A 22,992-nucleotide genomic window follows, 5' to 3' on the forward strand; every position below is an offset into this window, starting at 1 on the left:
GCTCTAACTTGCCCTGCATCAGATGCCTCGACCAGCGCGCCGGCGATTGGCGGATTCTTATTCTGCCGGCACGTACGCTCCACTCCGCCAGACGTACCAAACCCAGCTCTGGGTCGTAAGATCGCCCTTGTCGTCAAAGTCGATACGGCCCAACACAGTCTCGAATTGATTGTTCCGCAGCGACGCAACCACGGCCTGGGGCTCCAGCGAGCCTGCCTTCTCGACCGCCCGCGCCCATACCTGGACGGCGCCATAGCTCAGCAGGGTATAGCCTTCGGGCTCGAAGTTCTCGGAGCGGAACTGCTCGACGACTAGCGCCGCTTCTGGATTTCGACGCGGGTCGGGGACAAAGGTGAAGAGCGTGCCCTCGGCCGCGGGGCCGGCGATGAGGCCGAACTCCTCGGTCGACATGGCATCGCCCGAGACGAGTTGAAGTGCGTATCCGCGATCATGTGCCGCACGGAGCATGAGGGCGGCTGCGTCATAACGGCCGCCGAGGTACAACACCGCAATATCTGTTGCCTCGAGAGCAGCGATTTCAGACGAATAGTCGGTCTTCCCGGGGTCGTAGGCTTCATAGATCGCTTCGGTCACGCCCCGCTGGTTCAACTGCTTTCTTGTCTCATCGGCAAGACCCTTCCCATAGGTCGTACGGTCGTGAAGTATTGCGATCTTCTTGTCGGCCCAATGATCGGCCAGGTAGTTGCCGGCCACGGTACCCTGCGCGTCGTCGCGGCCAATGACTCGAAACACATTGGCACGGCCCTGCTCGGTCAGCATCGGGTTGGTGGACGACGGCGAAATCTGCAAGATTCCCGCAGCCTCATAGACCTTCGATGCCGGGATCGACGACTCGGAGCACATGTGCCCGACGACGAACACGACGCCGTCAGCCACCAGCTTTTGGGCGGCCGCCATAGCTTGCTCGGGATCGCAGAAGTCGTCGACTGTGATGAGCCGCACCTGCTGCCCGAGTACGCCGCCCGCTTCATTGACTTCGGCCACGGCCATTTCGGCACCGCGCTCCATCTGCCCGCCGACCCAGGCGAGCTGCCCCGTGACCGGGCCCGCCGCCCCGATCAGGACCTCGGCCCCCGCGGGGAGGCTGAACGCGGCTGCAAGCGCGACGATAGCTACGGTGATGATGCGGTGGATGGATGCACCCCCAAACCGCCGCTTACGCCAATCCGGTCGGCGCGACAGCCCTTTCCGCAGGCGCAGCGTCCTTGGGAGCCGCGATCCCGCCAGCGGCAGACGCAAGAGGCAGCCGCGTATACGGAGGCGCTCAAATATCGCGCCGATGCTTGATCCGAACGATCGTGCTAACCCGGTCTGCATCATTTGTTTCAGCGTGCGCCGGACCCTTACTCGACCGGCACGTACTCTCCACTCCGCCAGACGTACCATACCCAGCTTTGGGTCGTGAGATCGCCCTTGTCGTCAAAGTCGATACGGCCCAACACCGTGTCGAATTGATTGTTGTGCAGCGACGCAATCACGGCCTTCGGCTCCAGCGAGCCTGCCTTCTCGACCGCCTGCGCCCAGGTCTGGGCGGCGCCGTAGCTGTGCAGCGTCCAGGAATCGGGTTCGAAGTTCTCGGCGCGGAACCGCTCAACGACATCAGCCGCTTCCGGATTTCGACGCGGGTCGGGGACAAAGGTGAAGAGCGTGCCCTCGGCGGCAGGGCCGGCAATGAGCGCAAACGCCTCGGTCGCCGTATCGTCACCCGAGATCACCTGAACCGGGTAGCCCCGGTCGCGCGCCGCGCGGACCATGAGCGCGGCCTCGGTATGGTACCCGCCCACATAGAGCACCGCGATATCCGCCGCCTGCAGCGCGACGATCTCAGCGGAGTAGTCGTCTTTCCCGGGAACGTAGGCCTGGTAGATCGCTTCGGTCACGCCCCGCCTGTTCAATTGCTTCCGGGTCTCGTCGGCGAGGCCTTTCCCGTAGGTCGTGTTGTCGTGGAGGATCGCGATCTTCCTGTCGCCCCATTGATCAGCCAGGAAGTCGCCGGCCTCGAGGCCCTGCGCATCGTCGCGACTACAGACGCGGAAGACGGTGGCGCGGCCGTGCTCGGTCAGCACCGGGTTGGTCGAGGATGGCGATATCTGCACAACGCGCGCCGCCTCGTAGACCTTCGAGGCCGGGATCGAGGCTCCGGAGCAGTAGTGCCCGACCACAAATACCACGCCGTCGGCGACCAGCTTCTGGGCTGCCGCTACCGCCTGCTCGGGATCGCAGAAGTCGTCGACCGTGATGAGCCGCAACTGCTGGCCGAGCACCCCACCCGTCGCATTGATGTCGGCCACGGCCGCCTCGGCGCCGCGTTTCAATTGTGTGCCGGTCCACTCGAGCTTTCCCGTCATCGGGCCGGCGACACCGATCAACACCTCCGCCCCCGCAGGGCAGATGAACAACGCCGCGAGCGCGGCGACAGCAATGGTGACCGCGTGGTGCATGACTGCACCCCCAAATTTTAGCTTACGCTAATCCAGCCGGCGCCGACAGTCCTTTCCGCAAGCGCGGATACCTCGGCTGGTTCTGCGGCGCATCCGGCTCTTTTCTGAACGAGCGACCAGGGACCAGGATCGCCATGTGGCCTTGTGCGGTACCTGATGACTGGCTGAAGCGCTGGATTGCTGAGCTCTCAACAAAATCGGTGACTGAGCGGTAGTTCCGGCCTCTCGCGACGAGCCGAATTGCCCCGTTTGCAGACCTTCCGGTCTGACCTATGGAGGTCGCCAACGGGTCACAAGCAGAACAGCAGCCCCTACGGCTCGTCCCTCTCATCGCGCAAATTAGACACAACGCGGCGGTTCTGCGACCTGCAGGCGGTGTCGGGGCAGTCGCGGACGAGCCTGTCCTTACCGTAGCCCTTGGCCCACATACGGTTGCGGTCTATGCCGCCGGCGGCGAGGTAGTCCATCACCGCATCGGCGCGCTGCTGCGACAGCGCCGTTTCACTTGCGCCGGGATCGTCGGCGAAACCCTGCAGCTTGAGCAGCCAGCGCGGATGCTTTGCTAACCAGGCGATCTGGGTGTCGAGGGTGGCCTTGGCGACAGAATCGAGCGCGGCCGAACCTTGCGTGAAATAGGTGCGGCGGCCGACATTGAGGATAAAATCCTCCTCGCTGCCCGGCTGCACGTTCTGGAAGCCGGCAACCTCGGTGTTGGTGATGTCGGGCGTGGAAGGGGCCAGCGTGTTGCTGGTCGAGCAGGATGCGGCCAGCACCAGCAGGCCGGCGGCGAGCAGCCGGCGCGTGTTTTCAATCATGCGGTTCATGAGGCGCCAATCATTCGACAGTGGTGGAAGCGGGCGCCTGGTCGGCGATGTGCGGCAGGACCTGCACCGCGGTGCCGATCGGGCAGCGCTGGTAAAGGTCGATGATGTCTTCCGGGAACATGCGGATGCAGCCGCTGGAAGCGTCGGTGCCGATGCTCCATGGCTCCAGCGTGCCATGCAGGCGGTAGCCGGTGTCGGCGCCGTTGCGGTGCAGATAGAGCGCGCGCGGCCCGAGCGGATTGTTGGACGCGCCGCCTGCGACCATGTGCGGTAGGTCCGGCTTGCGCTTACGCATTTCGGGGGGTGGGACCCATTGCGGCCACAGCGCGCGGCGGTCGATCGTCGCGCGGCCGTACCATTTGAAGCCGTCCTTGCCGACGCCGACGCCGTAGCGGATGGCGGTCTTGTTTTCCATGATGACGTAGAGGAAATGGTGGCGGGTATCGACCACGACGGTGCCGACCGGCTCACTGCTGAAATACTTGACGATCTGGCGATGCCATCTCTTGTCGATCTTGGCGAAGTTGGTCTTGCGATAGACAAAATTGTTGTCGCTGGCGGTACCGGCGAAAAAGGATTTTGCCGCCGCGGCTTGAGCAATATTGCTGGTTGCACCCACCGCGACCAGCGCCAGGCCGCCGAGCACGACACCCCTGCGTGATAAAACCATCGGCAATATCCCCCCATGCCAAAAGCCTGGCGGACCATAGTTGAGAATTACTTCGCCTCAAAGTGGAAAATGCTGCGTTGCTTCAGTCTGCCGTGCCGGAAGCGGAACGTCCGCTTTCGGGATGATGGGGCTGGAAAAGCCGACCTTTTCATCCAGGGTGGTGCCGACCGCATTGCGCCAGAAGCAGCGGGATGGGTCGGACGCGCGTCAGTGGCCCTGCGGCAGGAGAGCTGGGGCGTCGCGCGAGCCATAGTCTCAAGAGGCGTGATCTGTGGTATCATAGGTCGGTAAGACCGGAGGCGCCGGTCCTGCCTGCCTCTGGCCTGCGGCTTGCGAGTCGTGAATCTTTACTGAGGCTCAACATGGAGCGGAAGCTCGCTGCCATCCTTGCCATCGATGTTGTCGGGTACTCGGCGCTCATGGAGGCGGATGAAGCGGGCACCTTCGACCGGCTGAAACGTGGCCGCAAAGAGCTGTTCGAGCCGGAAATCGCGACGCGACACGGGCGAATCTTCAAGCTGATGGGAGACGGCCTGCTGGCGGAGTTCGGCAGCGTGGTGGATGCGGTCGAATGCGCGGTCACGCTTCAGCGCGGCATGGCGGAGCGTAACGCGAGCGTCGCCGAAGACCAGCGCTTCGAAGTCCGGATCGGAATCAACCTTGGAGAAGTGATCGTCGAAGGGGACGATCGCTATGGCGAGGGCGTGAACGTGGCGTCGCGTCTCCAACAACTCGCCGAGCCCGGTGGCATCTGCGTTTCGGAGAAGGTGTCCAAGGAGGTCAGGCAGAAGCTGGCGTTTGCGTTCGAGCCCATGGGCGAGCAGCGGGTGAAGAATATAGCCGAGCCGATATACTGCTATCGCGTGAACCTGCACGTTCCGAGAGCCGCTCCGGTCGGCCGACTGGCATCGCTCGAATTGCCCGACAAGCCCTCGATCGCGGTCTTGCCTTTCACCAACATGAGCAACGATCCGGAGCAGGAAACCTTTGTCGACGGCTTGACCGAAGACCTGATCACCGACCTGTCTCGCTCAGCCGGCCTCTTCGTCATCGCGCGCAACTCAACCTTTGCTTACAAGGGGCGGTCGGTCGATGTGCGTTTGACCGCGCGTGATCTTGGGGTGCGCTATGTGGTTGAAGGCAGCGCCCGGCGCGCCGCGGCGCGCGTGCGCATCAATGCGCAGCTGATCGACGCGATCGGCGGCGATCATATCTGGGCCGAGCGCTACGACAGCAGCCTCGAGGACATCTTTGCAGTGCAGGACGAGGTCACGGCCAAGATCGTCGAAGCCCTTGTCGGCCGATTGGCCGGACAGCCGGCGCGTAAACGGCCGACGAGTCTCGAAGCCTATGATCTTTGCGTGCGAGCCCGCGGCGTCAGTTTTCAGACCGGGTTAGGCGCGCGGGAAGCGCGCATGCTCCTGGAAAAGGCGATCGGACTCGATCCCGACTATGCCGAGGCACATAGCTTGCTGGCCCTCAATCTTTGGCTCGGCTGGCTGTTCTGGAACGAGCCGAAGCAAACCAACCAGCCTCGCGCGCTGGCGGAAGCGCAGCGGGCTGTGGCGCTCGACCCTAACGATGCGGGGAACCGCTGGGGGCTGGGCATCATACTTGGTCACGAACGGCGCTTCCCGGAATCGGATGCCGAGTTCGAGGCGACCTTCAAGCTCGATCCCAATCATGCCGATGCCTGGGCGATGCGCTCGGATCTCATCACCTTAAGGGGCGACGCGGTCAAGGGCATCGAATTCGTGAAGCGGGCGTTGCGGCTCAATCCGCACCCTCCAGGGTGGTACTATTGGATGGCGGGCCAAGCCTATTATGCGCTCGGCGACTATCAATCTGCGGTCGATGCCTTACGCAAGCCGGAAACCTACCGCACCACGTCGCGGCGCATCCTAGCGGCAGCCCTCGCGCAGCTCGGGCGCCTTGACGAAGCCCGTCAAGAGGCGGAATTCTTCCTGATGAGCGATCCCTATTTCAGCATCAGGCACTGGGCAACATCGCAGCCATTCGACGACGAAGAAGTGCTCCAGCGCTTCGTCGAAGGTTACCGCAAGGCTGGCCTTCCCGACTAAGGAGCGCATCGCTTTGGATCGCCGACTTGCTCTCGTCAGGACATACGCTCGTCTTTTGGCTGTGAGGGCAATGCCCGTGGGTTCCATCGATCAATGTCCGTTGATGGCGCGCGAGTACGACGTTGGTGATGGATCCTGCAATGTCCGCTTTCGAAAAGCCGGAAAAGCAGTTTTTGTGACCGACTTGGGGCGCAGAGCTGCCGTTCAGAATCTGAAATGTGAACATCGCCTTCGAGTCATGGCCTGCCGTTGGGCGGCCGCGAAGGAAAGAGTAGTGAAAGGTTCAGACGTTGTGATGAGGCGACCCGTCACAGGGTCGCCGTTGAGTTCCGCCCTGCACTCTTATGCGACTTTTCGAGCACAGACCGAGAACATCTGGCCGTTTTTCGGGTCCACCCGACCCTGAAGTCGCGCTGCCGAGCGTCCCGCATACGCGGACCTTGCCGCCAACCTCGGCCTGTCGGGGTGGCATCACCGTTGCCTTCGCGTGGACAACGTCGACGAGGCGTTGCCGAGTTGAAACGCCGTATCGTGACATTTGTGCATGTGTTCCGGCGATCAGCAGCCGCATCGCGTTCTTCTCCGATCCTTGGGGCCATCTTCGAACGGATGCAGCCAACAATTGGTCAATCTCAAAAGGGTCCTTTCCGCCTATCGCACGGAGGGTAGACGCCCACACAGTTCGGAGGCACGAACAAATTTCGGCGTATGGACCTGTCTTCCGGAACCAAGAAAAACTATCGTTTAAATCAATTGAAGCTGACATTGTTTTTCGATCGGTCGATTCCTTATTCTTGATCCTCGGATGGCTGTCGATCATGGCGCAGCCTTCCCCGGGAGGTCAGGATGAGGCATGATTTCGAGACGCACCGCCGTCAGGCGATGAGCATTTTCCGCGCCTGGGGCATGCCTGCGGAGAAGGCGGAGAAATCGGCGGACGTGCTGGCCTGGGCCGATCTCCATGGCCTCGAAAGCCACGGCATCGCGCTGTTGGTCGAATACAACGAACGACGGCAGACGCGGCCGATCAACTTTCAGTCGAAGCCCGCAATCGTGCAGGAGACGGCGGTCAGCGCCCTGCTCGACGGGGACGGCGGCCTCGGCCACGATCCCGCCATACGAGCGATGGAAACCGCGATCGCCAAGGCAAGGGCAGCCGGCGTCGGCGTGGTGTCGGTCCGCAACTCCGGTCATTTCGGCGCGCTGGGCTACTTCACCACCAAGGCCACCGATCACGATCTGATTGGCATCGCCGCCACCAGCGTATTCGGCATTCGGGTTCCGCCGACCGGCGGCGCGGCGGCGCGCTTCGGCACCGACCCGTGGTCCTTCGCCGCCCCCGCCGAGCCCGGCCGGCCCTTCGTGCTCGACATGGCCACGACGACGGTGGCGTCCGGCAAGGTCCGGAACAAGATCGTCGAAGGCCAACTCATGCCGTCGGGCTGGGGCATGGACGGGAAGGGCGTGCCGACGCTCGACCCGAAAGTGGTGATGGAGGGAGGCTTCCTGTCGCCGCTGGGCGGCGCGGCGGAGAGCGCCGGCTACAAGGGTTACGGGCTGGCTGCGATGGTCAATATCCTCGCCTCGTGCCTGTCCGGCTCCACACTGATCACCGATCCCAACCATTCGAAACAGCCATGGGGCCTCGACGTCGGTCACTTCTTCATGGCCATCAACCCCGCCTTGTTCCGTCCGATTGCAGACTTCCGCGCCGACGTTGCCCGCTTCTGCGACGATCTGCGCGCAACACCCCCCGTGGATCCGCTAAAGCCTGTCCAGGTGGCGGGCGACCCTGAGCGCAGGGTCCGCGCCGAGCGCGAGAAGACCGGACTACCCATCGGGCCCGGCCTCCATCGACGCTTGTATCAAATTGCGCAGGAATCCGGCGCGGACTGGGTGCTTTCTCCCCTCGATTTTACTGTCGACAGTTTTCAGTTTACTGACGGCAAGGAAACGAGGGGCAAGGCATGACTTTTGCAGCAAGGCCGATCGAGCGAACCGCAAGTCTTGCCGTTCGCGTCTACGCCGAAATCGAACGAATGATTCTCGCGGGGGACATGCAGCCCGGCAGCAGAATCAAGGAGGCGGTGCTTGCCGAGCAGATGGCGGTAAGCCGTGCGCCGGTGCGCGAGGCGACGCGTGCGCTGGTCGAGGCGGGGCTTCTTGTGTTCGTCCCGGCGCGCGGTGTTTTCGTACGTGAAATGTCCCACCGCGAGATCGCCGAAAACTACGATGTGCGCTCATTGCTCACCGGATTGATGTGCGCTCAGGCCGCGGAACGGCGCACCGCCTCCGACGTGGCAAAGCTCAAGCGCCTGATCGCCGACATGGACATAGCGATCGCCGCCGGCAGGATCGCGCACTACTACGAGATCAATCTCGAGCTTCATCAACTGATCGGCCGCATAGCCGACCACTCCTGCGCGCATCGTGTCTACAACGACCTGATCCGGGAGACCCATTCCTTGCGGCGCTCTCTGTCATCGCCCGGCCAGACAAATCTGGAGCATCGCTCAATCGTCGAGGCGATCGAATCCGGTGACGCTGAGCTCGCTCGGCGCCGCGGGAGCGAGCACGTCCTTAACGGCAAGGCGCGTTGGGAAGCGTCCATCGAAACAACGGCGGCCGCCGTGGCCGCCATATGACCCATTTGTCCCAAGGAGACCTCACTTGAAAATTGCAAACATCACCGCCAGCCTGCATCGTCACGAGATCGATTTGCCTGGCATCGGCGAATCCATCGAATCTCGCATGTTCGTCTTTGTCGAGGTCGAGACCGACACGGGCCTCAAGGGGCTCGGCTGCACCGGCCAGTTCCTGCCTTGGTCGACCATGCCCTGCATCGAGGATCATATATTTCCGTTGATCAAGGGCATGGATGTCTTCCACACCGAGGCTATCCACTCCAAAGTATGGAAGCAGCTCAACAACCGCGCCTATACCGGTGTCATTTCCAACGCTCTCTCGGCGATCGACATCGCGCTGTGGGACCTCCAGGGCAAGATTGTCGGCAAGTCGGTCTCGGAGCTTCTGGGCGGCTATTCCCGCGAGGCCTACACCTATGCGACGTTTGGCTACCCGTTCTTCGACGAGCAGCAGATCGCCGACTACGCCAAGAAGTTTCTGGCCGACGGGCACACCATGCTGAAGATGGTCGTCGGCGGCGAGCCGACGCGTACCTGGAAGGACGACGTGCGTCGCGTCTATGCCGCACGCGAGGCAATCGGCCCCGACGTCGACCTCATGATCGACGCCAACTGCTACTTCAACCCGCATGACGCCTTCATGCTGGCGAAGGCCGTGGAAGACGCGAACCTGAAATGGTTCGAGGAACCGATCCAGCAGAACGACGCGCGTGCGCTTGCCGACCTGCGCAGCCGCGTCAAGATTCCAATCGCCGCCGGCCAGATGGAAGGCAACCGCTGGCGCTTCCGCGAACTCGTCGTCCACCATGCGGTGGACGTGCTGCAGCCGAACGTCCTCTACAATGGCGGCTACACCGAGGCGCTCAAAGTGGCGCACCTCGCCCAGGCCTTCAATTTGCCGATGGCCAATGGCGGCGGCTGGCCGATTTTCAACATGCACATTCTGGCGGGCGTGATGAATGGCGGCCCTGTCGAATTCCACTACGGCATGTGGATGACCGGAAAACATTTCTTCAACGGCACGCCCGACCCCGTGAACGGCAAGATGACAATCCCGGACGCGCCGGGCCTTGGCTTCACGCCGAATTACGAAGCGCTGAAGGATGCCCGGGTCAAGGATCCCAAAGGCAGCCAGTTCACCGGTCGTGATGCGCACGGCTACCTGCTGCGTGAAACCATCGAAAAGAAGAACGCCTGACAATCGCAGCCCCGGGACCGCCAAAAATGGTTCGATCGGTTCCGGTGCTGTTCCAAGTTCTAACTGGGAGGAAATGACTATGACCTACGGACTCTCGAACTTCGTCAACCATGGCCGCGTTGTCGGCCTTAGTTTGCTCACAGCTGCGGCCATCGCGGTCAGCGCCGCGGCAGCGGAGTATCCGGACAAGGACATCAAAATGATAATCCCGTTCGGCGCCGGCGGCGGCAGCGATACGCTCGCCCGCACCATCGCCGGCGTGATCGAGGAGATGAAGCTGATCCCTGTAAAGATCCTGCCTGAGAACCGTACAGGCGGTTCGGGCGCGGTCGGCTACAGTGTAGTCGCCAAGGAAAAGGGTGATCCCTATCATCTGGCGACCGTCAGCGTCAGCTTTTTCACAACGCCACTCCTGGGTGGCTCGCCGGTGAGCTACAAGGACTTCACTCCACTCGCTGCGATCGCGCAGTCGCCATACATCATGGTTGTTCCTACCTCTAGCGAATACCAGAAGCTTGACGACCTGAAGAAGACGCCGCGCTTCACCACCGGTACGACGGGCGTCGTCTCCGACGCGGCACTGCTGGCCAAGATGACGTCCAACGCGCTCGGCATCCAGATTGACTCCGTGCCGTTCGACGGTGAGGGCGAGGTGATGGCGGCGCTGCTTGGCGGACATGTAAACGTCGGCTTTCTCAACCCATCCGAGGCGATGGCGCAGATGAAGGCCGGCAAGCTGCGGCCACTTGCGATCACGTCGGCCGAGCGCTCGCCGGCCTTCCCCGACATCCCGACCTTCAAGGAACTCGGCTATGGCGAGATTTTGCACACCCAGCTTCGCGGACTGGTCATGCCCGCGGACGTTCCACCGGAAGTCGTGACCTACTGGGAGGGCGTACTGCAAAAGGTTGCGACCAGCGAGCAGTGGAAGAAGCAGTATATCGACCGCTTCCACGACATCCCGGACTATGTCGACGCGAAAGGCTTCAAGGAAGTGCTCGAGCGCACCAACGCGCGCTACGAGACGATGATGAAGGAACTCGGCATCATCAAATAGTGACGTTGCTCGGAGCCACCCGAAATGGTGGCTCCCATCCGTCGCGAGGAGGAAAGCGATGAGCGTTCAACGGCTCGACCTGCTGGTCGCCGCACTGCTGATAATTTTCGGTCTCTGGCTGGTCTACACGGGCATCGGCTACGGGGTGATGCAGGGCACCACGCCCGGGGCCGGTCTCTTCCCCATCATCATCGGTTCGTCGATCGCCCTGCTCAGCGCAATAAATCTCTATCGGGCGCTTGGTGGGGTCGAGAAGCTTGGCCCGGGCATATCGGGCCGCGAGGCGGCAAAAGCCGGGGTCGTGATTGCGGCGCTGCTCATCGCTGTCTGGCTGACGCCGTATCTCGGCATGATGATCGCCACCATGCTGGCCATGGCAGCGATCGGCTTGGCTCTGCGGACCGAGCCGGGGCCGGTTTTCTTTGTCAAGCTTGCGGCGGTGTCGGTGATCACGCCGATCATCCTTCTGCTGCTGTTCCAAAATCTTCTGGGCGTGCCGACCCCCAGGGGACCGCTCGGCTTCTAGAGCAATTCCAGGAAAAGCGTGAAACGGTTTTCCGTCCGGAATTGCGTCAAAACAAAGAGATGTAGCGGTTCGGCGTTTCCGTGAAACGATGAACCGCTCTAATGGCCACCCAAGAGAGGTACCGCGATGGAAACGCTTGCGCTGCTGTGGGACGGAATTCTCGCCGCCACCGATCCGGCGATCTTCGCCTGCACCATACTGGGCGCTGTGGTCGGCTTGCTGATCGGTGCGCTCCCTGGCCTCGGACCGACCGCCGGTGTTGCGATCATGCTGCCGGTGGCGGCAGGCTTTGGCGGCATCGCGGCAATCGCGTGCCTCGGTGGTGTCTACTATGGCTCGATGTTCGGCGGCGCCATCACGTCGATCCTGCTCGGCATTCCCGGCGACGCGCCTTCCGTGATGACGGTCATCGATGGCTATCCGATGGCCCAGAAAGGCGAGGCCGGGCGGGCGCTGGGGACGAGCGTCTTCGCCTCCTTTGTCGGCGGCCTTCTCGGCATAGCCGGGCTGGTGGCTCTTTCGGTTCCGGTATCGCGCTATGCACTCGCCTTTGGCCCGACCGAGATGACGGCGATGATGTGTTTTGCGCTTTCGCTGCTCAGCGTGTTGGGCGGCCGCAACGCCTTCAAGGGTTTCGTCGCGTTGGCGCTTGGCCTATGGCTGGGCATGGTGGGGCTCGATCCCATTTCCGCCTTGCCGCGCTATACCGGCGGGTCGATGAACCTGTTCGATGGGCTCGACTTCTCCATCGTCGCTGTCGGCCTGTTCGGGCTTACCGCGATCTTCACCTCCCTGGAGGCGAATGTGGACAAGCCGGTTGCCAAATACACTTTCGCCTCGCTGTTGCCGAGGATGAGCGATGCCGTTCAGACACGCTGGCAACTGCTGCAAGGGTCGGTGCTCGGCTTCTTCGTGGGCGTCCTCCCCGGCGTCGGCGCCTCGGCAGCGACCATGCTCTCTTACGCACTCGCCAAGCGCCTGTCGCCGACGCCCGAAAAATATGGCACCGGCATCGTCGAGGGCGTGGCAGCGCCGGAGGCGGCCAACAATTCAGCGTCCTACGGCGCGATGATTCCGCTGTTCACGCTTGGCATCCCGGGCTCGGCGACCACGGCGGTGATGATGGGCGGGTTGATCATGATCGGCCTGCAGCCAGGCCCGCTGCTGTTCACCGAGAATCCGCAGTTTGTCTGGTCGGTGTTTGGCTCTTTCGCCATCGGCAACCTTGCACTTGTGTTCTTGACGCTGTTGCTGACTCCGCTACTGGCGGCGGCGCTTTTCGTTCCGACAGCCTATCTCTATCCAATCGTCATTGCGATCGTCGTCTACGGTGTCTTCGCCATCGACAATTCGACGTTCAATGTGATGCTGACCATCCTGGCAGGCGGTGCCGGAATCATCCTTGCCAGGCTCGACTATCCGGCCGTGCCGCTGATCCTCGGCCTGGTGCTAGGACCGCTGCTGGAGCGCAACATCCGCCGCACGCTGATCCAATCGCAGGGCGACTTGCTCGTCTTCATCGAGCGGCCCATTGCGCTGGGGCTGTTCATCGCCACGGTCCTCGTGCTCTCGATCCCACTTTTCCTCAAGCTGACCGGGCGCAAGAAGATCGCCGCGGACGAGGCTGAGGTCTGACAGGACTGCGGTATATGACATTTCAATATTGCATCATTGGCGGCGGCATCGTCGGGCTTGCCACCGCCTCCGATATCCTGGCTCGCGATCCGGCGGCTCGCATCCTGGTCATCGAAAAGGAGGCCGGTTTCGGCGAGCACCAGACCGGCCACAACAGCGGCGTCATCCATGCCGGCATCTACTACGCCCCCGGCTCCTTGAAGGCGAAGCTCTGCCGCGAGGGGGCGAAGGCGACGAAAGCCTTCGCGCGAGACAACAACATTCCGTTCGAGGTGTGCGGCAAGCTGCTTGTCGGCACCAGCCCGGTCGAGATGGAGCGCATGGAAGCGCTGAAGCATCGCGCTTTGGAGAATGGCATTGGTTTCGAGGAGGTCAGCGCGGCGCGTCTGCGTGAGATCGAGCCAAACATCGCTGGCCTGGGCGCGTTGCTCGTGCCGTCGACCGGCATTATCAACTATAAGCTGATCTGCGACGCTCTGGCCGAGGGTCTCAAGGCGAATGGTGCCAAGCTGATGACCGGCACCCGCGTCAAAGGCATCTCTGAAGACGACACTGGCGTGGTGGTGACCACCGATCGTGGCGAAACGATCCGCGCCGAGCAGCTTGTTGCCTGCGCCGGGCTGCAGTCGGATCGGCTTGCGAGGCTTGCCGGGCTCAATCCCACCCACCAGATCGTGCCGTTCCGTGGCGAATATTACACATTGCCCGACGCGAAATCGACGATCGTCACGCACTTGATCTACCCGATCCCTGATCCGGATCTGCCGTTCCTCGGCATCCACCTGACACGCATGATCGACGGACGGGTGACAGTTGGGCCCAACGCCGTGCTGGGCTTTCATCGCGAAGGCTACAAAAAGGGCAGCATCGACCTGGGCGATGTCACCCAGATGCTCACCTTCGGCGGCTTCTGGAAAATGGCCCGCAAGAACCTCACGTCGGGGATCGACGAGTTCCGCAACTCGATTTTCCGCCGCGGCTACCTGGAGCAGTGCCGTAAATACTGCCCTTCGCTCGAACTCCCGGACCTTGGCCAACCAGGCGCCGGCATCCGTGCGCAGGCGGTTCTGGCCGATGGCACGCTGGTGCACGATTTCCTCTTCCTCGACAGCCCGCGCCAGTTGCATGTCTGCAACGCGCCGTCGCCCGCGGCGACGTCCGCCATGCCGATCGCGAAGATGATCGTCGATCGGATCGAGGAGCGGTCACAATGATCCGGGCCCGATACAATCATTGCCCCACGCGTATCCCGCGGCAGGCGCTCGGCATGCATCGTCACAGCCTTGCGCGAGGGTCCTTTCGAGCCAACCGTTCCAGTAGGTAGTCGACTTCGGATCGACCGGCCGGCGTCAGCGACGAGCGCGGGCTGCGCTGCACGTCCGATGTTATGGCGCCGCGCCGCATCAGCACGTATTTGCGCACCGCGAGGCCAACCCCCTGTTGCTGCTCGAAACGGATCAACGGCAGGTGGGCATCGAAAAGATCGTGTGCTGCGTCGCGCTCGCCTTCGCGGTGCAGCCGATCGAGTTCGACCAGCATGTCTGGAAAGGCATAGCCCGTCATCGCGCCATCCGAACCGCGTTCCGGCTCGAAGTCGAGGAAAAGCCCACCATTGGCGGTCAGGATCGAGAATTTCCGCAGGTCGCCCGCGGCTTGGAGCTTGCGGATCGCCGAGATTTTCTCAAGTCCCGGCCAGTCCTCTGCCTTCAGCATGACGCAGGACGGATGTTCCTTCATTATGCGCGAGATCATCGGCACCGACAGGACCACCGATAGCGTCAGCGGATAATCCTGCAGGGCCCAGGGTACGTCCGGACCGATTGCTTCCACGCAGTGATGGAAATAGGCGGCGATCTGCTCGTCGCTGCGCAGGTGCGAGGCCGGAGCCAGCATCACGCCGGCTGCGCCGGCATCCGTCACCTCGCGCGCCAGCCTGCGCATGGCGGCAAAGCTCGGATTGGACACTCCAACAACGACAGGCACACGCGAGCGCGCGATCACGCGCTTTGCGATTGTCAGCGATTCCTCGGGCTCCAGTTTCTGGGCTTCGCCCAGGATGCCGAGGATCGTCATGCCGGCGGCGCCGGCATCCTGGTAGAACTCCGTCAGCCGGTCGACGGAGTCGTAGTCGACCGACATGTCCGCATTGAACGGCGTCGCCGCGATCGGGTAGACGCCTTTGGCATCGACGCCGAAGGTCATGTCTTCTTCGCGAAAGCGGCATAGCGCGCCTTCGTCTCCTCGTTCATCGGATAAAGACCGGGCAGCGGCACGCCGCGGTCGACCTCGGTCATGATCCACGCTTCCATCGTCTCCTGCTCCGGCGCTTCGGCCAGCACCTGCTCGAGAAATGCCGCGGGGATCAACACCGCGCCGTCATCGTCCACCACCACGATATCGTCGGGAAAGATCGCCACGCCGCCGCATGCGATCGGCTCCTGCCAGCCGACGAAGGTGAGACCGGCCACTGAAGGCGGCGCGGAAATGCCGTTGCACCATACGTTGAGGCCGGTACCGAGCACGCCCGCGGCGTCGCGCATCGCGCCGTCGGTGATCAATGCGGCGACATTGCGCTTGGCCATGCGCGCGCAGAGGATATCACCGAAAATACCAGCGTCGAGCACGCCCATTGCGTCAGCCACCGCCACGCAACCTTCGGGCATCGCTTCGATCGCCGCCCGGGTCGAAATAGGCGAGGCCCAGCTTGCCGGGGTGGCGAGGTCCTCACGCGCCGGCACGAAGCGCAAAGTGAAGGCCGGCCCTACCACGCGCGGCTGGCCTGGACGGATAGGCTTGGTGCCGCGCATCCAAACGTTGCGCAGGCCCTTCTTCAGGAGGACCGTGGTGAGGGTCGCGGTGGAGACGCCCTGCAGGGTCTCTACGACTTTCGGGTCGAGGGTCATCGGGGTCTCCTTAGATGCTGGGGATCAAGCCGCCGTCGATGCGAATGACGGAGCCGGTGATATAGGATGCGCGCGGGCTAGCCAGGAAGGTGACCATGTCGCCATATTCCTGCGGTCGGCCATAGCGCCCGACCGGAATGGACGCAGTGCTTTGAGCGGCTACTTCCTCGACCGAGCGCCCCTCGCGCTTGGCTTTCTGTTCGTCGAGAAAGGTGATGCGTCCCGTGGCGATGCGCCCCGGCAGCACGATGTTGGCGGTGATGCCGTCGCGGCCGACTTCGGCCGCCAGCGTCTTGGACCACCCGACCAATGCCATCCTGAGCGTGTTCGACATGCCGAGATTAGGGATCGGCGCGACCACGCCGGAGGACGTCGAGGTGATGATGCGGCCCCATTTGCGCTGGCGCATGCCGGGCAGCACCGCGTCGGAAACGGCGATCACCGAGCGCACCATGCTGTCGAAGAATTTCGACCAGTTCTCCGAGGACTGGCCGGCTGCCGGCGTCGGCGGCGGGCCGCCCGTATTGTTCACCAGAATGTCGACCGAGCCGAAGGCCTTCTCGATCGAGGCCAGGCGTCCCTCGATCGACGATAGGTCGCCGATATCCCAGCCCATTGTCAGCGCCTCGTTGCCGGCGCCCTTGATGGCCGAGGCGGTGTTTTCCGCGGCCGCTTCATCGATGTCGGCGACGACCACGCGCACGCCTTCGCCGGCCAGCGACCGCGCGATCGCCCCGCCCAACCCGCCGCCGGCTCCAAAGACGAGCGCGACCTTACCCTTCAGTTCGAGATCCACAGGAAACCCTCCAATTCAAGGCGGATTATCATCAACGGTGCACAGAAGAAAACATGGCTTGCCGTATAATTTGATGATAGTTTTTCTATCGATGGAATCACGCTTTCTCGAAACCTTCCTGCTCGTGGCCGAACTTGGTTCGCTGGCCGAGGCGGCCCGCCGCCTGGCAATCACGCCGGCCGCCGTGGCCCAACGCATGCAGGCGCTGGAGGACGAATTCGGCAAACGGCTGCTGGTACGCGCGGGCCGCGTGGTGCAGCCCACCGATGCCGGCCATGCGATTCTGGAACAAAGCCGCAGAATCCTCGGCGACATCCGCCACCTGAAAACGCTTGCACAGACCGATTCGCCATCAGGTGAGATGAGACTCGGCGCCGTGTCGACCGCGCTGACCGGCATCCTTGCGCCCGCCCTGCGGCACCTTGTCGACACGGTTCCTTCGGTCGAGGTCTTCGTTCTCCCCGGCACTTCCACTGATCTCTATCAGGCGCTCGGCGACGGAAGCATCGACGCGGCCATATTGGTGCGACCGCCCTTTCCGATCCCAAAATCGCTGCATTGGAGCGTGCTTCGGACCGAGCCTATGATCCTGCTTGCGCCGAGCGCCCTCGCCACTGGCGATCCGGAACAGTTGCTCGCAACGCTGCCTTTCATCCGGTATGACCGCAACAACTGGGGTGGCCGGCTGGCCGACGAGTGGCTGCGCCGCCAGAAGCTTCGGCCCCGGGAGTGGCTGGAGTTGGATTCGTTGGAAGCCATAGCCGTGATGGTCAGCAACGGTCTCGGTGTTTCCGTTCTGCCCGACTGGGCGCCGCCATGGCCGGAGGGGCTGTCGGTCGCGCGCCTGCCGCTGCCCGGCCCGCCGCTGGTGCGCGAGATCGGCATGTTGTGGCCGCGCAGCGCGCCTTCAGGACGGCTGGTGGGTGTCCTTCTGGACGCTTTTGCGGCAGTCTCGTCAGGCGGGAAGAGGGCTGACGATGCTTGATCCGCCTGGCTGCGACCATGACTCCGGCCGCGCTGGCATGGCCAAGGAGGATCCTAGGGTGCGACACCAATGAGCGAACTGAAACCGCCGCTGGACGCGAATGCGGCCGCTTTGGCGCGGGTCAACCTCAAGCTGTTGCAAACTTTTATGCTGGTCGCCGAAAACCGCAGCTTCAAGGAGGCCGCCGACCGGGCACATCGTTCGCAGTCCGCCATCAGCATGCAGATAAAGCAGCTCGAGGACCAACTCGGCGCCAAGCTGTTCAACCGCACCACGCGCGACGTGAAGCTCACGCCTGAAGGAAGCAAATTGTTCGCCAGCACGCAGCGCGGCCTGCAAGAGGTTGGCATCGGCTTGCGCAACGTCCAGGAGGCACTAGCCATCCGGCGCGGCCAGGTCGCGCTGGCCTGCGCGCCCACCATCGCCTCGACCCATCTGCCGCGTATCCTCGCCGAGTTCGAACGCGACTATCCGGGAATCAAGATGCTTTTGTCGGAACTTAAGTCCGCCGACCTTTACCGGGTGATACAGGCCGATGCTGTCGACTTCGGAATAGGCCCGATCTCAGGCGATCCGGACCTCGATTTCGAGCCGCTGCTCGACGATCCGCTGCACGCGCTGATCCCCACGCGGATGTGTCCGCACAATCGTCGCACCATCACGCTGGCGGAACTGTCCAGCCTGCCCTTGCTCCACTACCACACCACCACCCTGATGGGTGCGATGTTCGAGCGCGAGGCTGCCGCTCGCGGCATCGCGCTGAACGTGCGGTACCGCTGCATCCAGGCGGAAACACTCGTCGCGATGGCCGAGGCCGGCATCGGCGCGGCAATTCTCACCCAGTCGATCGTCCGTTTCGCGGAGCCGAACCAGTCGCGCGTCTACCAGATCGTCGAGCCCGAGCTCATTCACCGCTACGGCATCGTGCGCAAGCGTGGCAAGGAACTGTCGCCGGCCGCCGAACGGCTCGCACAATTGATCCGGGTGTCGCTGCGCCAGGCCTGAAGGCCGGCGCGATCAAGGCGACTTCAGATTTTCAGAATAATCGATGGGATTTTTGAATTTTTTCTGAAGTTCGGCTTCCGCTAGACAGTGCCTTCCCGGCACACGGAACGTCGGGAAAGGAGAGAATTCGTGCTTCAGGATGTTTATGTCCAACAGGACAACAATGTCATCGAGACCAGGAGCAAGATCGCTCGTATCCAAGCGCACAAGCTCGCCAACATTCCGATCACGCCGCCGCCCTATCGCGACAAGCCGAACAAGGAAGGCGCACTGCTTCTCCAGGTCGAGACCAACGACGGCCTCGTCGGTTGGGCGACCAGCGGCTACACCCACCACGTCGCCATCGACCTGATCAACAAATACATCGCGCCGACGATCATCGGAGAGAGCCCGATGCGCACCGAGCGCATTCCCCTGCTGTTCGATCGCGCCAGCTTCGAGCGGCCGCTCGGCAGGACGCTGATCTCGGCGCTGGCGATGATCGACATCGCGCTATGGGACATCAAGGGCAAGATGCTCGGCCAGCCGGTGCATCACCTGCTGGGCGGCGCGCGCGACAAGGTGCCGGTCTATGTCACGCACGGCGCGGCCTACGACAACGCCCCCGTTTATTCGCCGGAGGAACTCGCCGCGGAGGCGGCCCACCTCGTCAAACTCGGCAACAACCATCTCAAGAACACTGTCGGCCGCCAGCCCATTCCCGATCCCAAGGATGACTACTTCCGCATGAAGGCGATGCGCGAGGCTGTCGGCCCGAATGTCAAGCTCGCGATGGACGGCAATCTGCGCATGAATCTGGCCCAGGCAGCGGAACTGTGCAAGCGATGCGAGGAACTCGACATCAGCTTCGTCGAGGAGCCGCTTTACTACAACGACCCGAGGCTGCTGCGCGAGCTGCGTTCGAAAACGACCATCCCGGTCGCTGCCGCAGAGAATGAGAAGTTCTCCGCGCGCGACCTGATCCTGGCCGACGCAGTCGACTACATACAGCCCAATGTCAACAATGACGGCGGCTACTCGGCAGCGATCCGCACCGCCGCCCTTGCCAAGATGTTCCATATCCCGCTCTCGCACGGCAACGGCAATGGCCCGCATAACATCGCGCTGCATGCCGGGATTTCGAACGGCGGACTGGTCGAATACCACTTCCACAAGTGGATGGCCTACAACGCAATCTTCAAGAGCGTCCCACAACCCGAGGATGGCTATCTGCGTGTGTCGCAGGAGCCGGGGCTGGGGCTTGAGCCGAAGGATGGCCTGATCAAGGAGTTCGCGGTGCAAATGTAGCGCGGCCAGGCGTCGGCGTAATAAGGTAGATTGGCCCAACGCGGCCGGCGAGCGAAGTTTGCTGCCTGTCCCGCCATCTGCCCTTCCCTGTCAATGACCATGGAATGGGAATCCCAGCCTTTCGTGCAAAACGGGCTGTGACTCATATGTGGGAACGTATAGGACCCCGCCCGATTGCAACAGGTTAGCCGAATCCGGTTGATGGTCACAACTGCTGACGTATATCCGGCTTCTTGATGCGGCTGGATGTTCAGCGCCGTGAGCCTCGATGGGTTTTTGCCCGCATCCATCTCAACGGCCCACACATCGACATCGCCGAAGCCGTGCCGGGTCCACACAAGGTTCGGGACACGGCGGGGCGAGGAACGTCTCGATTGGGCCGGAAGCGGACGGTCGGCTTTCAGCCGTTAAAGGGGTGGAAGCGGACATTCAGGACCTTGGGGAGCATCGACGCGATCTGACCCATTCCGGTCATTCCCAGAGCATTTTGGCGTCTCCAAAGCGGACACTCAGCCAAGCCGGCGCTGATGACCTAAGCGGACATCTTGTCGAGAGAGCTTTCCGTTCAGAACTCTCGTGGATGGAAGGACCGGCGCGTTGCGTATGCCGAGTAACCCCGCCATCCGCTAGCTATAGCTAAAGCACGCTCGCGTCCGAAGCAGGACTAGAATAGGGTGAAAGGTAAAGCCGCTACGACCGACCAGGGAAGGCGCACGGCACGTATGGACCGACGGCTTACGGCAATACTTGCTGCCGACGTGGTTGGCTACAGCCGCCTCATGGGCGAGGACGAGGTAGGCACGCTCGAGGGACTGAAGAGCTGCCGTCGCGAACTGATCAACCCCGAGATCAAGAAGCACCACGGCCGCATGATCAAGCTCATGGGCGACGGCGCGCTCGTCGAGTTCGCCAGCGTCGTCGATGCCGTCCAGTGTGCTGCTGTAATCCAGCGCCGGATGGCCGACCGCAACAAGGGCACCGCCGAAGCCCGGCAAATCCGGTTTCGCATTGGTGTCAATCTCGGTGATATCATCGTTGAGGGTGACGATATCTACGGCGACGGGGTAAACATCGCCGCCCGTCTGCAGGCGATCGCAGAGCCCGGCGGAATTTGCATCTCCGGCACGGCGTTCGATCACGCAGCGCACAAAGTGGATGTAGGCTTTGCCGGTCTGGGAGAGCAGCGCCTCAAGAATATCGCCGATCCGATTCGCGTCTATCGGGTCCTGCTAGATCCCGGACAATCGGGGAAGATCGTGGCCGCGCCACACCGGCCGGGCTCCTGGATCATGATTTTGGCAGGAATCGCGGCGGTCCTGTTGATCGGCTTGGTTGTAGGCATCTTTGCCTGGCAGAGGCCCTCCGCGCTTCAACGACCATCCGTTGCGGTCCTGCCATTTGCAAACCTGAGCGGCGATCCGAGCCAGGACTATTTTGCCGACGGCATCACCGAGGACTTGATTACCGACCTTGCCAAGCTTTCAGGCCTCGATGTCATCGCTCGCAACTCGGTTTTTGCCTACAAAGGAAAGCCCCTCGTTTTGGCCGATGTCGGACGCGATCTTGGCGTGCGGTTTGTCGTTGACGGCAGTGTAAGGCGGACCGGCGATCAAATCCGCCTCAATGCGCAGCTAATCGACATAGCCACTGGCGACAATCTGTGGGCCGATCGGTTCGATCGCGGCATCGCGGAAGTGTTTGCCGTCCAGGACGAGATGGGCCGGGAAATCGCCAAGGCGCTCGGCGTCCAAGCTTCGGCAGCCGAGAGCGAGCGAATGGCACGCCCGCCGACTGCAAATCTCGAAGCCTATGATACCTACCTCCGTGCGGAGCGGGAGGCGCGCACCGGTCGAGGCGACGGATTGCGCGAGGCGCTTGCGCTGTATGAGAAGGCGCAGAAGCTCGACCCCACCTTCGCCGAGGCCTTCGCCGCCGACGCACGGCTGAGTGTCTATCTTTGGCGCACTGCCTCCGATGATATCATTCAGAGCGCGCTTGCGCGCAAGAGAGCATATGAGAAGGCAAGCCGTGCTTTGGAGCTCGATTCGGAGTTTTCATCGCCCTACGCCGTTCTCGGGATTATGCAGGTCATGGATCGCCGCTATGAAGATGCGATCACCTCGGCGGAGCGTGCTGTCGCATTAGGCTCCGGAGACGCTGCGACGCAAATTGCCGTTGGTTATATCCAGCTGTTCGCCGGCAACCATAACAAAGCGGCATTGGCGGTCGAGACGGCATTGAAGCTTGATCCCAATCTGGCTCCGATAGACCGGGAGGTTGTCGGGGTTGTCTTGCTTTTGCTCGGGGACACCAGGAAAGCCATTGAGACTCTCGAGCGCGCTCGCGACGATGCGCCAGAGGCGGGCAGCCTTAGGATTCTGCTCGCAGCGGCCTATTCCCGCGCCGGCCGCACAGAGGACGCCAAAGCGGCGATTGCGGACGGCCTCCGGCTGGTGACGAAGACCGAATCCTTGGCTCGACTGCGGTCGTTGGACGCGTTTCGGAATCACTATGCCCATCTTCGCAACGCTGAAGATTTGGCGCCGATCATCGACGCCCTACGCCTGGCAGGACTTCCCGTATGGCCGTTCGGCTTCACCGCCGATGAACAGGACCGGTTGAACGGCGCGGAAATCGCATCTCTTGTTGTTGGCAAGACCTTGAAAGGCAACATCGAACCCGACGGGCTTCCAGCCATTATGCAGATAGAACAGGACGGCACGGCAGTCTTCCGCACGATGACACGAATGCTCACCGAGAGGGTCTACGTCGATCGCGACCTCTTATGTGAGCATAGCGAAAATATGTTTGGGCGCCCCATCTGTGGTCCCGTCTACAGACGCAGGGACGCTGCCGGCAACGGGTATTCTTATGTCAATGCAGGTATGGTGTTTCACTTCGTGACAGTGAATTGAGCT

Annotated in this window: 19 protein-coding genes; 12 read left to right on the forward strand and 7 right to left on the reverse strand. The window is 62.4% G+C overall.

Annotated elements, in window-relative coordinates:
* Positions 1–57: 57 nt before the first annotated feature.
* From RPG13_RS26230 to RPG13_RS26245, 4 genes are all read right to left on the reverse strand, one after another.
* Positions 58–1,341, reverse strand: coding sequence for a branched-chain amino acid ABC transporter substrate-binding protein (locus RPG13_RS26230; protein WP_442921356.1), 1,284 nt, complete (start codon positions 1,339–1,341; stop codon positions 58–60).
* Between the two features lie 23 nt (positions 1,342–1,364).
* Entirely contained in the window at positions 1,365–2,462 is a 1,098-nt protein-coding gene (locus tag RPG13_RS26235) for a branched-chain amino acid ABC transporter substrate-binding protein (protein WP_128243113.1), read from the reverse strand.
* A 311-nt stretch (positions 2,463–2,773) separates the two neighbouring features.
* Positions 2,774–3,286, reverse strand: a complete 513-nt coding sequence (locus RPG13_RS26240; RefSeq protein ID WP_027155108.1) for an OmpA family protein — start codon at positions 3,284–3,286, stop codon at positions 2,774–2,776.
* A 10-nt stretch (positions 3,287–3,296) separates the two neighbouring features.
* Complete coding sequence (locus tag RPG13_RS26245; RefSeq protein ID WP_077380658.1) at positions 3,297–3,956, reverse strand: L,D-transpeptidase; 660 nt, start codon at positions 3,954–3,956, stop codon at positions 3,297–3,299.
* 362 nt (positions 3,957–4,318) lie between these two features.
* Here RPG13_RS26245 and RPG13_RS26250 point away from each other — a divergent pair, with 362 nt between their 5' ends.
* The 8 genes from RPG13_RS26250 (at position 4,319) to lhgO (ending at position 14,312) form a co-directional block, all read left to right on the forward strand.
* The gene (locus tag RPG13_RS26250; RefSeq protein WP_337126355.1) at positions 4,319–6,037 is read left to right on the forward strand and encodes an adenylate/guanylate cyclase domain-containing protein; all 1,719 of its coding nucleotides are present in this window, start codon (positions 4,319–4,321) and stop codon (positions 6,035–6,037) included.
* A gap of 846 nt (positions 6,038–6,883) precedes the next feature.
* Entirely contained in the window at positions 6,884–8,008 is a 1,125-nt protein-coding gene (locus RPG13_RS26255; RefSeq protein ID WP_292713381.1) for an Ldh family oxidoreductase, read from the forward strand.
* The gene (locus RPG13_RS26260; protein WP_337126356.1) at positions 8,005–8,682 is read left to right on the forward strand and encodes a GntR family transcriptional regulator; all 678 of its coding nucleotides are present in this window, start codon (positions 8,005–8,007) and stop codon (positions 8,680–8,682) included. The genes RPG13_RS26255 and RPG13_RS26260 overlap by 4 nt, the downstream gene beginning before the upstream one ends.
* Before the next feature lie 25 nt (positions 8,683–8,707).
* Entirely contained in the window at positions 8,708–9,880 is a 1,173-nt protein-coding gene (locus RPG13_RS26265) for a mandelate racemase/muconate lactonizing enzyme family protein (RefSeq protein WP_337126357.1), read from the forward strand.
* Positions 9,881–9,959: 79 nt separating this feature from the next.
* The gene (locus RPG13_RS26270; protein ID WP_337126358.1) at positions 9,960–10,937 is read left to right on the forward strand and encodes a tripartite tricarboxylate transporter substrate binding protein; all 978 of its coding nucleotides are present in this window, start codon (positions 9,960–9,962) and stop codon (positions 10,935–10,937) included.
* Between the two features lie 58 nt (positions 10,938–10,995).
* Positions 10,996–11,463, forward strand: a complete 468-nt coding sequence (locus RPG13_RS26275; RefSeq protein ID WP_337126359.1) for a tripartite tricarboxylate transporter TctB family protein — start codon at positions 10,996–10,998, stop codon at positions 11,461–11,463.
* A 126-nt stretch (positions 11,464–11,589) separates the two neighbouring features.
* Complete coding sequence (locus tag RPG13_RS26280) at positions 11,590–13,098, forward strand: tripartite tricarboxylate transporter permease (protein WP_337126360.1); 1,509 nt, start codon at positions 11,590–11,592, stop codon at positions 13,096–13,098.
* Between the two features lie 14 nt (positions 13,099–13,112).
* Positions 13,113–14,312, forward strand: a complete 1,200-nt coding sequence (lhgO, locus tag RPG13_RS26285; RefSeq protein WP_337126361.1) for an L-2-hydroxyglutarate oxidase — start codon at positions 13,113–13,115, stop codon at positions 14,310–14,312.
* 61 nt (positions 14,313–14,373) lie between these two features.
* On the opposite strand, the gene RPG13_RS26290 is transcribed toward lhgO, so the two are convergent.
* The 3 genes from RPG13_RS26290 to RPG13_RS26300 are packed head-to-tail and all read right to left on the reverse strand — an operon-like array spanning position 14,374 to position 16,797.
* Complete coding sequence (locus tag RPG13_RS26290; protein WP_337126362.1) at positions 14,374–15,300, reverse strand: dihydrodipicolinate synthase family protein; 927 nt, start codon at positions 15,298–15,300, stop codon at positions 14,374–14,376.
* On the reverse strand, positions 15,297–16,001 hold the full coding sequence (locus tag RPG13_RS26295; RefSeq protein ID WP_126105639.1) for a ribonuclease activity regulator RraA: 705 nt from the start codon (positions 15,999–16,001) through the stop codon (positions 15,297–15,299). Before RPG13_RS26295 ends, RPG13_RS26290 begins: the two co-directional genes overlap by 4 nt.
* 10 nt (positions 16,002–16,011) lie before the next feature.
* Positions 16,012–16,797 (reverse strand): SDR family oxidoreductase, encoded by a 786-nt coding sequence (locus RPG13_RS26300; RefSeq protein WP_337126363.1) that lies wholly within the window; start codon positions 16,795–16,797, stop codon positions 16,012–16,014.
* 91 nt (positions 16,798–16,888) lie between these two features.
* On the opposite strand from RPG13_RS26300, the gene RPG13_RS26305 reads away from it, so the two are divergent.
* The 4 genes from RPG13_RS26305 to RPG13_RS26320 all read left to right on the forward strand — a co-directional run bounded on the left by RPG13_RS26305 (position 16,889) and on the right by RPG13_RS26320 (position 22,989).
* Entirely contained in the window at positions 16,889–17,782 is an 894-nt protein-coding gene (locus RPG13_RS26305) for a LysR family transcriptional regulator (protein ID WP_127204162.1), read from the forward strand.
* 69 nt (positions 17,783–17,851) lie between these two features.
* The gene (locus RPG13_RS26310; protein ID WP_337126364.1) at positions 17,852–18,787 is read left to right on the forward strand and encodes a LysR family transcriptional regulator; all 936 of its coding nucleotides are present in this window, start codon (positions 17,852–17,854) and stop codon (positions 18,785–18,787) included.
* 129 nt (positions 18,788–18,916) lie between these two features.
* On the forward strand, positions 18,917–20,074 hold the full coding sequence (locus RPG13_RS26315) for a mandelate racemase/muconate lactonizing enzyme family protein (RefSeq protein ID WP_337126365.1): 1,158 nt from the start codon (positions 18,917–18,919) through the stop codon (positions 20,072–20,074).
* 722 nt (positions 20,075–20,796) lie between these two features.
* On the forward strand, positions 20,797–22,989 hold the full coding sequence (locus RPG13_RS26320; RefSeq protein WP_337127056.1) for a tetratricopeptide repeat protein: 2,193 nt from the start codon (positions 20,797–20,799) through the stop codon (positions 22,987–22,989).
* Positions 22,990–22,992: the final 3 nt, after the last annotated feature.

Origin of the sequence: Mesorhizobium sp. ISC15, from assembly GCF_037162615.1 — a bacterium.
GTDB lineage: Bacteria > Pseudomonadota > Alphaproteobacteria > Rhizobiales > Rhizobiaceae > Mesorhizobium > Mesorhizobium mediterraneum.